The following is a 14,910-nucleotide window of genomic DNA, read 5'->3' on the forward strand; positions in this document are numbered from 1 at the left end:
CTCCGGGGTGCGGCGGCGCGCCCCCGGAGGCCGGCCCGGCTCAGAAGTGCGCCGCGGCCCACGCCGCGAGCTCGGACTTCGCCGCGCTCAGCAGGTCCGCGGAGGGTGTGCTCGTCGTGCCGTTGGTCACCAGGGCGTAGTGCAGTGCCCCGGAGTCGCCGTCGGTGAGCAGCAGGCGGCGGCTGCCGGTGCCGCCCGGCTCGGGGGCCGCACCGACCGGGGTCGAGGCGGTGTACGACGGGGGTGCGTACGCGGTGCCGAGGTCGGAGACCACCGTGGTCGCCGAGGTGGGGAAGGACGCCGGGAGGTGCAGTTCGGTGGGTGCCGTACCGCTGCCCGAGCGCCACACCAGCAGCCCGTACTGGCCGGAGCCGACCAGCCGCGAGACGTTGGGCAGCGAGCTGGGCACCGGGTTCCAGGTCAGGGTCGTCGAGCCGTCCCGGGAGCGGTCCTCGTAGGTGAAGGCGAGCGTGGTGCCCGCCGTCGCGGCCGGGTAGAGCCGGTCGAGGAGACGGGCGTCCTGACGCAGCGTCACCGTACCGGAGTCGTCGAGGCGTACGGCGGAGAGGTCCTCGTCGTTCCAGGCGTCGCCGGAGGTGAGCACCTTGCCGGCGTTGCCGTTCATCAGCTCGTGGTGACGGCCGCTGTAGATGTCCCACTGCCACTGGGTGCCGGACAGGACCGGGCCGGATGATGCCGGCTTCGACCACCAACTCGCCCCGGACAGACGGGAGTCCAGGGCCTGGTACATCGCCTTGAGCACGGTCGGTGCCTTGTCCGACACCGTCCCCGACAGGGGGTGCCCGAACTCGCTGACCACAGCCGCGGTTCCGGCGGCCGATGCCCGGTCACGGACGTTGCCGAAGTCGCCCGCATACTGGCCGTCGCCCGCCTTGCCCCACATCAGGATGCCGGAGATGGCCTTCTGGTCGTAGAAGTGGGTGTTGAAGACGTAGCGTGAGCCGAGGGTGCCCGCGTCCAGCAGGCCGCCCTCCTGCTTCTGGGAGTCGATGTTGGAGTTCCAGAAGAGGTTCGGCTCGACCAGGGCGGGCTTGGCCTGCCAGCCGGCCGCGTCCATGCGGGCCCGGAACTTCTGGTAGAAGGGCCACAGCAGGTCCCGCTCCCAGGTGCGGCTGGTCCGACCGGACTCGTACGTGCCCGCGTACGGCTCGTTGTACGGGTCGAAGCCGGCCACGCCCGCGAACTCGGCGTCGCTCAGGTGCTGGACGAGGTACGACATCGTCGACTGGGCCGTGGTCAGGAAGGCGTCCTGGAGACCGTAGTTGTTGTGCCAGAAGTCGTACTGCGCCTTGGTCACCGCCGAGTTCTGGGTGATGTTCTGCCCCCAGAAGAGGCAGATCCCGCACGACTCCGCGGAGTAACTCCCGGCGTCCACCGCCCACTCGGGGGCGCCGTCGCCCGTGTACCAGCTTCCGCTGTTGAAGAGGTAGCGGGAGTAGAGGTCCTGGTGGAAGTCGGGGTAGACGCGGATGCCGGCGTCGAGGAAGGCGCGCATCTGGTCGGTGACGGCGGCCAGATAGGCGGTGTCGGCCTGGCCGCGCACGGGTTCGGCGTGCGCCCAGGAGAGCAGGAAGCGGACCGCGTTGCCGCCGCCGAGGGCGCGCAGGGCGGTGGCGGACTTCTTCGCGTCGGCGACCGAGGCGAAGGGCAGGCCGCCGTTCTCCTCCAGCTTGGTCTCGCCGGAGACGTTGTAGCCGCGCAGGACGACCTCGCGGCCCTGGCCGTCGGTGAAGCGGCCGTTCTGCACGGTGAGGGGGGTGCCGTCGAACCAGAGGGAATCGTCAGGGGTGGCAGGGGTGGCGGCGGTGGCGGGCTGGGCACCCGACACCGTCAGGAATCCGCAGAGGACAACCAGGACAACGATCAGACGCGCCCGGATTTTCGACATGTCCACTACATTCCGGCGATATCAAGACACAGTCAACACCTCTGACTCTGGAGTAAGTTCGGGCTCGGTCATCCCTCGGGCCCCCTTGGCCCTCAGCTCCTCAACCGCTCACCCGGTGCGTCACGTTCAACAGGTACTCCTTGCGGTTCAACGGGTTGTGGTCGGTGCGGGGGCGCTCGGGGACCGTGCCGCGGGTGACCGGCGCGTAGTGGTCGAAGGCGCTCTCCAGCTCACCCTCGCCCCGGGTCAGACCCGGCAGCCGCTGCCCGAGTTCGTGCACCCGGGCGGCCGGAACCGCGCCCTCGAGGACACAGACGGCGCCCCGCGTCGTGGTGGTCCCCGGCACCGCGCCCAGCCGGGCGAGCACCGGGAGCAGGGCTCCTGGCGTGTCCGCCGGGGCCTCGATACGGAAGCGGTGCATCGGCTCGTACACCCGGCTGCCCGCGCGCCGCAGCGCCTCGGTGAGCACGAGCGGGGTGAGACCGCGGAAGTCTGCCCCCGTGCTCGACATGCTCTTGTCGAAGCCCTGGTGGGCGTGGCTCTGCCGGGGCGAGTAGCCGGAGTGGGTCATGGTGACCGTGCAGTCGGTCACCTGCCAGCCGTGCAGTCCCTGCCCGAGCGTCTCGCGGACGGTGTCCTCGACGGCCTTGAAGAAGGCGTACGGCATGGAGCCCAGCTCCACCTCCAGCCGGAAGCCGATGCCCGAGCCGGCCGGGGCGGCGTCCACGCGCAGCCCGACGGTCGCCAGGAACGGGTTGCCGTCCTTCTTGTTGAACTCGACGGCCGTGCCGGTGCCCACGGGACGCTCGACGCAGATCGTCGTCGTCTCCCGGAAGGTGACGTCGAGGCCGAACTCGTCGGCGAGGGTGGCCTGGACGACCTCCTTCTGCACCTCGCCGTAGAGGGAGACCGAGGTCTCGCCCCGCACCGGGTCGTGCCGGACGTCGATCAGCGGGTCCTGCTCGGCGAGCCGGGTGAGCGCGAGGTGCAGCGACCGCCGGTCCGTGCCCGGCCCGGGGACGACGACCGTCTCCAGGGTCGGCGGCGCGAAGTGGTGCTCGTACGCCGCCTTCCGCACCGTCCCGAGCGTGTCGCCGATCCGGATCCCGCCGAGGCCCCACAACCGGGCGATCCGGCCCGCCCCGACGCTGTCCCGGCGGACCTCCGTGCCGTCCTCGAAGACGCCGATCCCGGTGACCTTGCCGTCCTCGGGGCCATCCCCGAACGGGATCCGGTCACGGGTGCGCAGCGTGCCGGAGAAGATCCGGGCGTACGCCACCTTCTCCCCCGACGGCCCCCGCTCCACCTTGAACACGGTGCCCGACAGCGGCCCTTCGGGATCGCCCCCGGCGCCGGGGAGGAACTCCCGGATGCCGGTGACCAGTTCGGGCACGCCCGCGCCGGTGACGGCCGAGCCGAAGTAGACGGGGTGCGCGAGCGCCTGCCGGGTGCGGTCGGCGAGGGCGGTGCGCAGCAGGCCCGGCGGGACGGTGGCGCCCTCCACGTACGCGGCGAGCAGCCGGTCGTCGTGCTCGGCGAGGACGTCGAGCGCGGCGGCCGGGCCGGGGCCCGGGACGAAGCGGGCCGCGCGGGTGCCGAGTCCGGTGGCCGTGCCCATCGGCACGAGGGCCGGGGTGAGCCGACGGGCCATCGCCCGCAGCACGTTCCCGTCCTGTGCGCCACGCCGGTCGATCTTGTTGACGAAGACCAGGGTGGGGATGCGCAGCCGGTGCAGCGTGCGCATCAGGACGCGGGTCTGCGCCTGCACGCCCTCGACCGCCGAGACGACCAGCACCGCGCCGTCCAGCACGCCCAGCACCCGCTCCACCTCGGCGATGAAGTCCGGGTGGCCGGGCGTGTCGATGAGATTGACGGTCACACCGTCGAGCGGGAAGGAGACGACGGCCGACTTGATGGTGATACCGCGCTGCCGCTCCAGCGCGAGGGTGTCGGTGCGGGTGGTGCCCGCGTCGACGCTGCCGATCTCGTCGGTTACTCCGGCCGTGTGCAGCAGCCGTTCGGTCAGGCTGGTCTTACCCGCGTCGACGTGCGCGAGGATCCCCAGATTGAGCAAGTGCACCAAGTGTCATGTCCTTGAGAGTGTGGGCCATTCCTTCCTGGGTGGACATGAACGGTGCGCGCATCACTGCTCCTGGGGTTCGGGGAACTCGACCGGTGCAGTGCAGCAGAACGGAGGCCGGCCCGCCAACGGATTAACGTTCAACCAACCCCGTGGGCGGGGTGAGCGGAGGCGCCGACGATGCGGGACATTCTCCCGGTGCTCAGCGGGTGGTACGCCGCTCACCTGCCGTTCGGGCTCGCCACGGTCGTCGCGGTCAGCCGCAGCGCGCCGCGCGGGCCGGGGTCGGCGATGGCCGTCGGCCCGGACGACGAGGTCGTGGGCAGCGTGTCCGGGGGCTGCGTGGAGGGCGCGGTCTTCGAACTCGCCCGTCAGGCCGCCGGCGGCGGCGAGGCCCGGCTGGAGACCTTCGGCTACAGCGACGAGGACGCGTTCGCGGTCGGGCTCACCTGCGGTGGCGAGATCACCGTGCTGGTCCGGCCCGTCACGCCCGAGCTGGACCCGTCCTTCGGGGCGGTCGCCGCGTCGGTCGCGGACGGGGAGCCGGTGACCGTGGCGAGTGTGGTCGACGGGCCGGCGCCGCGCGGGGCGACCCTCGCGGTGTGGCCCCAGGAGGCCGCCGGGGCGCTGGGCTCGCGAGGGCTGGAGGTGGCGGTGGCCGCCGACGCGCGGGGGGAACTGGCGCTGGGCGCTACGGCCCTGAGGCACTACGGGCCGGGCGGGGAGCGCCGCGAGGACTCCGTCACCGTCTTCCTGCACTCCTTCGCTCCGCCGCCGCGGATGCTGGTGTTCGGCGCCATCGACTACGCCGCCGCCGTGGCCCGTATCGGCGCCTTCCTCGGTTACCGGGTCACCGTGTGCGACGCCCGGCCGGTGTTCGCCACACCGGCCCGGTTCGCGGCGGGCGTCGAGGTGGTCGTGGACTGGCCGCACCGCTATCTGCGCGGTACGGACACCGACGAGCGCACGGTGATCTGCGTACTCACCCACGATCCCAAGTTCGACGTGCCGCTGCTGCGGGAGGCGCTGCGCCGGCCCGCCGCGTACGTCGGGGCGATGGGCAGCCGCCGCACCCATGCCGACCGGATGCGGCAGCTGGCCGGGGCCGGGCTCGACCCGGCCGCGCTGTCCCGGCTGCGCTCTCCCCTGGGCCTGGACCTCGGGGCCCGTACACCGGAGGAGGTCGCCGTGTCGGTGGCGGCCGAGATCGTCGCGCTGCGCTGGGGCGGGAGCGGAGTGCCGCTGACGGTGACAGAGGGTGCCATTCATCCGCGGGGACGGGCGTAGCACCGGTGCCCGGGATTTTTTTCCGGACATTGGCGTAATCGGTGTGTGAGGCGCTGCGGGGACGGGTAGGCGGCGCAACAGCAACGGATGGCATGCATGTCCGTCTACGGCACTTCCCGGAAGGAGGTCCGTGACAGCGCATCATCCACAGTGCCCGGGTCGTCCCCGATCGCGGGGCGGCCCGGATCTCGTCTCCGTCACCTCCCGGCCCGTCTGACGGGCACGAGCGACCCCGGCAGCAGGCCGAGCGCGAGCACGGCCGCCGCCGCGTAGAGGCCGGCGGAGCCGAGGGCCACGGTGTGGAAGCCGTGGACGAAACGCGTCGTGTCGTCGGGCTGTCCGGCGACCGCACCGGCCACCGCGATCCCGATCGCACCACCCGTCTGGCGTGCGGTGTTGTTGACCGCCGAGGCAAGGCCCGAGCGTTCGGCGGGGACGGCGGCGACGGCCGCTTCGCGCGCCAGCCCGGCCCGTCCGTGAGCGCCCCGCCGAGCAGCGGTCCCGCGGGCAGCGCCAGGCTGCCGATGCCCGCCCAGACGCCGATCGCCCGCGCCCGCGCGGCGTCGTCGGGGAAGGCCCGGCCGATGATGGCGAGCGTGCCCGGCAGCAGCAGCGCGGCGCCCACGCCCTGGATCACGCGCGCGACCACGAGGAACCGGACGCCCGGGGCGAGGCCGCAGGCAAGCGACCCGGCGCCGAAGACGGCGAGGCCGGTCAGCACGACCCGTTTGTGCCGGTAGCGGTCGCCCGCGGTGCCGCTGGTGAGCATCAGCGAGGCGAGCGCCAGCGCGTAGCCGTCGACCACCCTCCCCCAGAGGGGGCACCCCCAGGAGGCCGCCGACATCCGCGCCCAGGCCGGAGCCGATGGCGGGGAGGGCCACGTTGACGATCGTGACGTCGAGCAGCACCAGGAAGTATCCGGCGCACATTGCCGGACGTCGCCGGCGGCCCTCACCGCTGCGGCAGCCGGTGCAGCGTCACGTCCGTGAGCGTGCCGTCGGTGACGGCCGCCGTCAGGTACGTGCAGTGCGGCTGGCGGCGGCGGTCGGTGGGCGAGCCGGGGTTGAGCAGGCGCAGGCCGCCGGGGGCGGTGGTGTCCCACGGGATGTGGCTGTGGCCGAAGACCAGGACGTCGAGGCCGGGGAAGCGGGCGGCGCAGCGGGCCTCGCGGCCCTGGGCGGGGCCGGTCTCATGGATGACGCCGAAGCGCAGGCCGCCCAGGTCGGCGTAGGCCACCTCGGGCAGGCGGGCGCGCAGCCCGGGCCCGTCGTTGTTGCCGTACACGCCGACCAGCCGGCGGCTGCGGCTCTCCAGCAGGTCGAGGGTGGCGGTGTCGACCCAGTCCCCGGCGTGGATCACCACGTCGGCGTCCGGGAGCTCGGCCAGGAGCTGGTCCGGCAGGCGCTTGGCGCGCTTGGGCAGATGCGTGTCCGACATCAGGAGCAGGCGCACGCAGGTCAGCCTATCGAGCCTTCGGGAGCACGCCGGACCTGGCGAGGTGCCGGATGCCGCGCACCGCGGTCACCGCGGCGAGGCCGGTGCCGAGGGCCGTGGCGGCGGGGTGGTGGGCGAGGGCGGCCTGCCAGGAGCGGCCGTGGGCGGTGTCGTCGAAGACGCCGTGGGCGCCGTGGTCGTCGCCGGGCCCCCGGTCGACGGGCTCGAAGAGGTTGCTGCGGCCGGTCGGGGCCTTTTCGTCGGTCTGCTGGGCGTCGAAGCCGGTGCGGGCCAGGTAGCGGTCGAGCAGGGCGGGGGCGAGCCGGTTGGCCCAGATGGTGGCCACGGTGGTGGCGCCGACGTAGTACTGCTTGCGGCGCGGGTGGTCGGCGGCGTACAGCACGCCCCGGGCGGCGACCTCGGGCTGGTAGATCGGGGGGACGGGGCTGGGGTGCCCCCGCAGGCGGGAGCGCACCCAGTCGAACTGGGGGGTGTTGACGGCGGGCATCTGGGCGACGGTGACGTGCACGTTGCTGCCGCGGTGCATCAGTTCGACGCGGAGGGACGAGGTGAAGCCGTTGATGGCGTGCTTGGCGCCGCAGTACGCGGACTGCAGCGGGATCGCCCGTTCGCCGAGCGCGGAGCCGACCTGCACGATGGTGCCCCGGTCGCGAGGCAGCATGCGCTTCAGCGCGGTGTGGGTGCCGTTGACGAAGCCGAGGTAGGTCACCTCGGTGACCCGCCGGTACTCCTCGGGGCCGATCTCGTCGAAGGGCGCGAAGACGCTGGTGAAGGCGCAGTTGATCCAGACGTCGATGGGGCCGAACTCCTTCTCGGCGGCCTCGGCGACGGCCTCGACCTGATCGGCGTCGGCGGTGTCGGCGACCTGCACCAGCGGCCGGCCGCCGAGCGCGGCGACCTCGTCGGCGGCGGCTTCCAGTCCGCCACGGCCGCGGGCGACGAGTACGACGTCGGCGCCGCGCCGGGCGTAGAGGCGGGCGGTGGCGCGGCCGATGCCGGCGCTGGCACCGGTGATGACGACGGTGGCGGGCATGGTCAGCTCCTTACGGGGTGGGGGTGGTCCTGGCCCAGCCGGGCCGCGGTCTGGAGCAGCAGCGCGTGCACGAAGGCCTGCGGGAGGTTGCCGCGCAGCTGGCGCTGGGCGATGTCGTACTCCTCGGCGTACAGGCCGGAGGCGCCGCAGGCGCCGCGGTTGCGCTCGAACCAGCGGTGTGCCGAGACGGTCCGTCCCTGCTGGTGTTCGGCCAGCGCCATGACGAATCCGCAGAGCAGGAAGGCGCCCTCGGCGTCCGCGAGGGGCCGGTCGTCGTGGCGGAAGCGGTACAGGAAGTGGTCCTCGGCGAGCGCGTGGCGGCAGGCGTCGAGGGTGGCGCGGGTGCGGGGGTCGTCCGGGGGCAGGGCGCCGCGTACGGCGGGCAGCAGCAGGGCGGCGTCCACGGCGGGGTCGTCGGGGCTGCGCTGCCAGTGTCCGTCGGCGTGCAGGGAGGTGGCCGTGGTGGCGGCGAGGACGGTGTCGGCGAGCCGGACGCAGGTCTCGGCGCGGGGGTGGCGCGGGTCGGCGGCGGCGAGGGCGCGCAGTCCGGCTACGCAGATCAGTCGGCTGTGGGTCCAGTGCCGTGGGGACAGCTCCCAGATCCCGGCGTCGGGTTCGCGCCACCGGTCGGCGATGGCGCGTACGGCGGTTTCGGCGGCCTGGGCCGCGCCGGCGTCGAGCCGGTCGTGCCGGGCCGCCGCGGCGAACAGCAGCAGGGCCTCGCCGAAGCAGTCGAGCTGGAACTGCTTCTCCACCCGGTTGCCGACCCGGTCGAAGCCCCCCGGGTAGCCGGGCAGGTCGAGCTCGCGCTGGTCCGGCACGGGCGTGCCGTGCACGGTGTAGGCCGGGGCGAGGCGGGGACCGTCGGCACGCAGCCGCTCGGCGGTGAACCGGACGGCGGCGTCGAGGAGTTCGGGGACGCCCGCGGCGGCCGCGGCCTGTCCGGCGTAGCTCTGGTCGCGGATCCAGACGTACCGGTAGTCGTAGTTGCGGCCCTCCTCGGCGCGTTCCGGGAGGCTGGTGGTGGCCGCCGCGACCATGCCGCCGCCGTGCGTGGTCAGGCCGCGCAGCACGGCGCAGGCGAGGCGGGCGTCGCCGGGGGCGATGGTGTGGTCCAGCGGGGGTACCGCGCGCCGCCAGGCCCGCTCGGTCGCGGACCATGCCTGCTCGGCGTCCGGCGGGGTGCGCGGGAGCGGGGAGGGGGAGCACTCCAGGACCAGGTCGTGGGTCTCCCCCGGCTTCAGTACGAGCTCGGCGGTCAGTCCCCGCTCGCGCGGTGTCGCGGACGGCGCGCCCTGCCAGCGCAGCCGGTGGGGGCCGGTGTGCAGGTGCCACACGCCGGCGTCGTCGCGGTGGGCGGAGTCGAGCGGGGCACGGCCGTAGTCGGCGTGCGGGTCGAGCACGACGGTGAGGTGGGCGGGCCCGTCGACGGCGTGCAGCCGGCGCAGCAGGACCACGCGGCCCGCCTCGCCGGGGAAGGCGAGCGCCTCCCGGCACTCCACGACGCCCTCGGTGGTGATCCAGCGGCTGCGCCGGATCAGGCTGCCGTTCTCGTAGTAGCCGCCGGGGACGTAGGGGGCGCGCGGGGTGACGGCGTAGCCGCCGCGGCCGCCGATGAGGGAGGCGAACAGGGCGTCGTCGTGCCAGCCGGGCGCGCAGAGCCAGACGACGGCTCCGTCGGGTCCGGTCAGCGCGCCGCGTTCGCCGTCGGCCAGCAGGGCGTAGTCGTGCAGTGCGTGCGGTGCGATGTGGCTGCTCATGGGGTCTCCTCGGTCAGCGCACGCGATACGGCCGGGCGCGTTCGGCGTCGAGGGTGAGCCCCAGTCCGGGCGAGCCGCCGGCGCCGGGGGCGATGCTGCCGCCGGCCGGATCGAGGACGCCGTCGAAGAGGATGCGCTCGATGCGGACGTGGTCGTGGAGCCACTCCAGATGGCGCAGGTTGGGCACCGCGGCGGCGACGTGCGCGTGCGCGTGCGGCGCGCAGTGCCCGGAGACGTCGAGGCCGCGGGCGTGGGCGAGGGCGGCGGCGCGCAGCCAGACGGTGATGCCGCCGCATCGGGTGACGTCGATCTGGGTTCAGCTCCCCGAAGGCGGTCACGAGCCGCTCGCCGAACATCCGGGTGAGCAGTTCGCCCCGGGACTGGCCGTCGCCGTGCTCGCCGGACAGCGAGCCGCCGTGGGAGGCCACGAGGTCGGCGGCGCGCTCCAGGAACCGGCGGAAGTCCCGTACGCCGTCGGCGGTCTTCAGCCCGAAGGGGATGCGGGTGTGCACGCAGCCCTGCCCGAAGTGCCCGTACAGGGAGGGGTGGTCGTAGCCGAACTCCTCGAACAGGGCCTTCAGGTCGCGCAGATAGTCGCCGAGGCGCTCCGGCGGGACGGCCGAGTCCTCCCAGCCCTCCCAGGTCTCGCGGTCGTCCGGGGGCCGCGCGGTGACACCGAGGCCGGCCTCGCGGGCCTTGAGCATCTTCTCCTCGCGGTCCGGGTCGTCGGAGAAGGCGACGTTCGCGTCCTTCTCACCTCGCCCGATGGCGCGCAGCAGGGCGTGCGCCTGTTCGCCGACGTCGTCCTGGCTGTCGCCGGCGTACTGCACCATCAGCCAGCTGTCGCCCTCGGGCAGCACGTCGAGGGAGTCCAGGTAGGCGCCCTCCTCGCGCATCAGCTGCGCCATCCGCCCGTCCAGGGCCTCCAGTTGGCTGGGCGAGCAGTGCTCCAGCAGGTGCGGCACGTCGTCGGCGGCGGCGCAGATGTCGTCGTAGCCCAGCACCAGCAGCGACTTGTACGGCGGCACCGGGACCAGGTCCAGTTCGGCGCGCAGGACGGTCGCCAGGGTGCCCTCGCTGCCGACCAGCGCCCTGGCGACGTCGAAGCCGTTCTCGGGCAGCAGGGAGTCGAGGTTGTAACCGGAGACCCGGCGGGGGATCTTGGGGTAGCCGCGGCGGATGTCGGCCAGGTACTCGGTGACGATGCGGTCCAGGCCCTCGTAGAGGTCGGCCAGCCGGCCGCCCTCGGCGGTGATCCGCTCGCGTTCGGCGGCGGACGTCGGGCCCACCCAGGCGCGGGCGCCGTCGTAGGTGAGGATCTCCAGGCGGCGCACGTTGTCCACGGTCTTGCCGTATGCCTGGGCGGAGGCGCCGCAGGAGTTGTTACCGATCATGCCGCCGAGCGCGCAGTGGGTGTGCGTGGACGGTTTCGGCCCGAACTGCAACTCGTGGTCGGCCAGTTGGCGGTTGAGTTCGTCCAGTACGATGCCGGGCTCGACCACGCAGGTCCGCGCCTCGGGGTCCACCGAGACGAGCGCGTCGCAGTACTTGGTCCAGTCGATCACGACGGCGGTGTTGGTGCACTGCCCCGCCAGGCTGGTGCCGCCGCCGCGGGAGAGGACGGGGGCGTCGAACCGGGCGCAGACCGCCACGGCACGCGCCCCCGCCTCGATGGTGCGGGGGACGACGACGCCGATGGGGACCTGGCGGTAGTTCGAGCCGTCCGTGGCGTAGGCGCCGCGGCTGCCCGCGTCGAAGCGGATCTCACCGTCCACCTCGGCGCGCAGAGCCCTCTCCAGGCCGGTCACGTCCGGAGGGGTCATCTGCTCACATCCTTGCTGTCGCCCGACGTCCTTGCCCGGTCACGGACGGGCGAGTACCCAGGGATCGCCTGGTGGAACGGAGCGTCGCGAGCAGCCGTTCAGCTGAATAGCCAGGCATAGCTGAACAGTTTTAGCTGGACAGTCTTACCTGCTGGTCATAGAGTGGCGGCATGGAGCACATCTCCGACTCCGCGGCCCGCACCGCGCGCGACCTGCGGGTGGTCTTCAGCCGACTGCGACGGCGCATCCGTGAGATCGCGCGGGACGAGGACAACAGGGTCCTGACACCGTCGCAGGAGTCGGCGCTCACCCTGGTGGGCAAGCACGGCGCGGCCACGGCCAGTGCCCTGGCCGCCGCCGAGGGCGTGCGGCCACAGTCGATGGCCGCCACACTGGCCGCGCTGGACCAGCACGGCCTGATCCGCCGGGCCCCCGACCCGGACGACGGCCGGCGTCAGCTGGTCACCCTCACCGAAGCCGGCCGGGCCCGTGTCGAGGGCAACCGGCAGGTCCGCGAGGAGTGGCTGGCCCGGGCCTTCCAGGACCGGTACACCGAAGCGGAGCGGCAGACGGTGCTGGAGGCCCTGACCCTCCTGGAACGGCTGTCGCAGCCCTGACACCGGGCCCCGGCCCTCTGCCCTGCCATCGTCGTGCGCCGGCCGGCGACCGGTCGACCGGTGGACACACACGGCCCGCGCGGACTCCGCCCGTGACCTTCCTCCCGCCCGCGCCGACACCGCCTGGCCACACGTCCTGACCCTGTTCATACCCGATTCACACCCGCCGGCTCCCGCACCGCCGCCCGCGGCGCTCTCCCGGCCCGTTCCCGCTCCCCCCTCACCTGCGAAAACCATCTGCCGAAAGCCCTCTCCCGAAAGGCCCGACCATGGCACTGACCGCCCTGGACCCCCGTACCGCCCTCGTCGCGATCGACCTGCAGAACGGCATCGTGGGCATGCCGACCCAGCCGCACACCGGCCCGGACGTGGTGGCCCGCACCGCCGAGCTCGCCGGCGCCTTCCGGGCCCACGGCCTGCCCGTGGTCCTGGTCCGGGTCTCCTTCGCCCCCGACTGGGCCGACGCCGTCCCCGGCCGCACCGAGCGCCAGGCGCGCGGACTCGCCTTCCCGGAGGGCTGGGACACCGTGGTCGGCGAACTGAGCGGACACCCCGGCGACATCCGCGTCACCAAGCACAACTGGAGCGCCTTCCACGGCACCGACCTCGATGTCCAGCTGCGCCGCCGCGGCATCACCCAGATCGTGCTGACCGGCATCGCCACCAGCATCGGCGTCGAGTCCACCGCCCGCGACGCCTACGCCCACGGCTACCACGTCACCCTCGCCACGGACGCGATGGCCGACAGCGACCCCGAGGCGCACCGGGGCAGCGTCGAGCGGATCTTCCCGAGGCTCGGCGAGTCGGGCACCACGGCCGAGGTGAAGGAGCTTCTTACCAAGACGCACGGCTGACCGCCACGCCGGGCCCCTCGCGAAGGGCGAACAAACGTCCACGCACGGGGCCGGGTTAGCATTCGGCCACGCGCAGGTGCCACCCAGGCAACGGGTGGCGGTCTAAGGGGGCTTGGAAACCGGATGCCGGTCAAGGTCAGCGTCATCGTCCCGGTGTACAACCCCGGGCCGTACATCGAGGACTGCATCGCCTCGATGCTGCGGCAGTCGCTGCCTCCCGACGAGTTCGAAGTGATCTTCGTCGACGACGGCTCCACCGACGGCACCCCGGCCCGCCTGGATACCCTCGCCGCCGAGCACCCGCACATCCAGGTGATCCACCAGGAGAACTCCGGCTGGTCGGGCAAGCCCCGCAACGTCGGCATCGAGGCCTCCCAGGGCGAGTTCGTGATGTTCGTCGACAACGACGACTACCTCGGCGACTCAGCCCTCGAACGTATGTATGAATACGGGGTCGCGAACAAGGCCGATGTGATCGTCGGAAAGATGGCCGGGAAGGGGCGCCCGGTGCCGGTGGAACTGTTCCGCCGCAACCATCCGCACGCCACCGTCGAGAACGCCCCCCTGATCGACAGCCTCACCCCGCACAAGATGGTCCGCCGGGCCTTCCTGGACCGCACCGGCCTGCGCTTCCCGGAGGGCCGGCGGCGCCTGGAGGACCACGTCTTCGTCACCGAGGCGTACCTGCGGGCCGACAACGTCTCGGTGCTCAGCGACTACGTCTGCTATTACCACGTCAAACGGGACGACGCCTCCAACGCCGGCTTCCAGCGCTTCGAGCCGGTCGGCTATTTCAAGAACCTCCGCGAGGCGCTGGACGTCGTCGAGCGGTACACCGAGCCGGGCCCGCTGCGCGAGCGGCTGCAGCGCCGCTGGCTGCGCGTCGAGATGGTCGACCGGATGAGCGGGCGCCGCCTGCTGGCCATGCCGGACGACTACCGCCGGGAGCTCTTCCAGGAGATCCGCGGGGTGATCCTGGAGCGCTTCGGGCCCGGCGTGGCCGCCGGACTGCGCCCGGGACAGCGGATCGTCGCCGCGCTGATCCGCGAGGACCGCTACGACGAACTGGTCGCCCACGCCGAGCGGGAGAGCGGCATCGCCCCCAAGGCCGTGCCGACCGCGGCCCAGTGGCGGGACGGCGGGCTGCGGGTCGGGTTCACCGCCGAGTACCACCTTGCCGGCCGCCCCCTGACCTTCGCCACGGACGGCACCGGCGCGCCCGCCGACGGCCTGCCCCGGGATCTCGACGAGACGATCGCCTGGCTCGACGCGGCCGCCGTGAACGGCTTCGGGAAGGCCACCGCCGACCTGATCCTGCGCGACCGCGCCAGCTCCGCCTCCTTCCTCCAGCGGGCCGAGCTCACCCGCGAACGCGTCCCGGCCGAGGACGGGCGGATCCGGCTGGTGCTGCGCGCCACGGCCACCGTCGACCCCGCCACGGCGGCCGGCGGTGCCCCGCTGCACACCGGCCTGTGGGACATGTACGTCCGGGTCGGCCTGGGCGGCTGGTCCAAGGACTGCCGGCTGGGCCCGGCCCCGCGCCAGGGCCGTCCCGCACCGCCCGCGGGCGTGATCGCCGGCCGGGTGGTGCTGCCGTACTGGACCAAGCAGTACGAGAACTTCTCCCTGGACGTGGAGCGGGCCACCAAGTCGCTGGGTCTGACCGCGCTCACCCCCGAGGACGCGGCGGTCTCCGGCGACGGGCTGCTCAGCCTCGCGCTGCCGCTGTACGTCGCCGACCGCACCGACGTCCGGCTGCGCTGGACCGGCACCGCGTCGGGCGGCCCCCTCCAGGAGTCCGGGACGCTCACCCCCGCCGAGGGGAACGGCTCGCTGCTGCGGACCGGGCTGCCCCTGTCCGCGATGCGGGGGGCGGTGTGGCGGCCGGAGCTGTGCCTGGCGCCGGAGGCGAAGACGCCTCGTTTCCTCGCCCTGCCGCTGGCCCTGCGCGTGAGCCGGGCCGGAGACGTCGTGGTGTCGGGGCCGCCGGTGCCCGGCCCGGTGCGACGGCTGCTGCGCACGGTGCGGCGGATCGCGGGCGCGGCCCGGCGGAGGATGACATCCACGGACGAGACACGGAGGGCGTGACGAC

At 73.3% G+C, this 14,910-nt stretch carries 10 protein-coding genes and 3 pseudogenes; 4 read left to right on the plus strand and 9 right to left on the minus strand.

The window, feature by feature from the left end; genetic code table 11:
* Positions 1–40: 40 nt before the first annotated feature.
* Together ACH45E_RS22375 and ACH45E_RS22380 are read right to left on the minus strand one after the other, a co-directional pair.
* Entirely contained in the window at positions 41–1,909 is a 1,869-nt protein-coding gene (locus ACH45E_RS22375) for a cellulase family glycosylhydrolase (protein ID WP_361445702.1), read from the minus strand.
* A gap of 100 nt (positions 1,910–2,009) precedes the next feature.
* Entirely contained in the window at positions 2,010–3,989 is a 1,980-nt protein-coding gene (locus tag ACH45E_RS22380; protein ID WP_361445704.1) for a translation factor GTPase family protein, read from the minus strand.
* Positions 3,990–4,169: 180 nt separating this feature from the next.
* Between ACH45E_RS22380 and ACH45E_RS22385 the strand changes: the two genes are divergently transcribed.
* On the plus strand, positions 4,170–5,276 hold the full coding sequence (locus ACH45E_RS22385; RefSeq protein WP_361445706.1) for an XdhC/CoxI family protein: 1,107 nt from the start codon (positions 4,170–4,172) through the stop codon (positions 5,274–5,276).
* 197 nt (positions 5,277–5,473) lie between these two features.
* On the opposite strand, the gene ACH45E_RS22390 is transcribed toward ACH45E_RS22385, so the two are convergent.
* From ACH45E_RS22390 to ACH45E_RS22420, 7 genes and pseudogenes are all read right to left on the minus strand, one after another.
* The gene (locus ACH45E_RS22390; RefSeq protein WP_361445708.1) at positions 5,474–5,635 is read right to left on the minus strand and encodes a hypothetical protein; all 162 of its coding nucleotides are present in this window, start codon (positions 5,633–5,635) and stop codon (positions 5,474–5,476) included.
* A 155-nt stretch (positions 5,636–5,790) separates the two neighbouring features.
* A pseudogene (locus tag ACH45E_RS22395) lies at positions 5,791–6,120 on the minus strand (MFS transporter); the annotation flags it as partial.
* Positions 6,121–6,227: 107 nt separating this feature from the next.
* Entirely contained in the window at positions 6,228–6,728 is a 501-nt protein-coding gene (locus tag ACH45E_RS22400) for a metallophosphoesterase (protein ID WP_361445711.1), read from the minus strand.
* Positions 6,729–6,738: 10 nt separating this feature from the next.
* A complete protein-coding gene (locus tag ACH45E_RS22405; protein WP_361445714.1) occupies positions 6,739–7,764 on the minus strand; it encodes an SDR family oxidoreductase in 1,026 nt (341 codons plus the stop codon).
* A 2-nt stretch (positions 7,765–7,766) separates the two neighbouring features.
* Entirely contained in the window at positions 7,767–9,524 is a 1,758-nt protein-coding gene (locus ACH45E_RS22410) for a glycoside hydrolase family 15 protein (protein ID WP_361445717.1), read from the minus strand.
* 13 nt (positions 9,525–9,537) lie between these two features.
* Positions 9,538–9,837 (minus strand): annotated as a pseudogene (locus ACH45E_RS22415) (enolase C-terminal domain-like protein); the annotation flags it as partial.
* Positions 9,776–11,347 (minus strand): annotated as a pseudogene (locus ACH45E_RS22420) (FAD-binding oxidoreductase); the annotation flags it as partial. The pseudogenes ACH45E_RS22420 and ACH45E_RS22415, both read right to left, overlap by 62 nt.
* Before the next feature lie 170 nt (positions 11,348–11,517).
* Between ACH45E_RS22420 and ACH45E_RS22425 the strand changes: the two are divergent.
* The 3 genes from ACH45E_RS22425 to ACH45E_RS22435 all read left to right on the plus strand — a co-directional run bounded on the left by ACH45E_RS22425 (position 11,518) and on the right by ACH45E_RS22435 (position 14,906).
* A complete protein-coding gene (locus tag ACH45E_RS22425) occupies positions 11,518–11,964 on the plus strand; it encodes a MarR family transcriptional regulator (RefSeq protein ID WP_361445720.1) in 447 nt (148 codons plus the stop codon).
* Positions 11,965–12,233: 269 nt separating this feature from the next.
* Positions 12,234–12,818, plus strand: a complete 585-nt coding sequence (locus ACH45E_RS22430; protein WP_361445723.1) for a hydrolase — start codon at positions 12,234–12,236, stop codon at positions 12,816–12,818.
* Positions 12,819–12,941: 123 nt separating this feature from the next.
* Entirely contained in the window at positions 12,942–14,906 is a 1,965-nt protein-coding gene (locus tag ACH45E_RS22435; RefSeq protein WP_361445726.1) for a glycosyltransferase, read from the plus strand.
* The last annotated feature ends 4 nt before the right edge of the window (positions 14,907–14,910 follow it).

This window comes from Streptomyces sp. NPDC020299 (assembly GCF_044387825.1).
Lineage (GTDB): Bacteria > Actinomycetota > Actinomycetes > Streptomycetales > Streptomycetaceae > Streptomyces.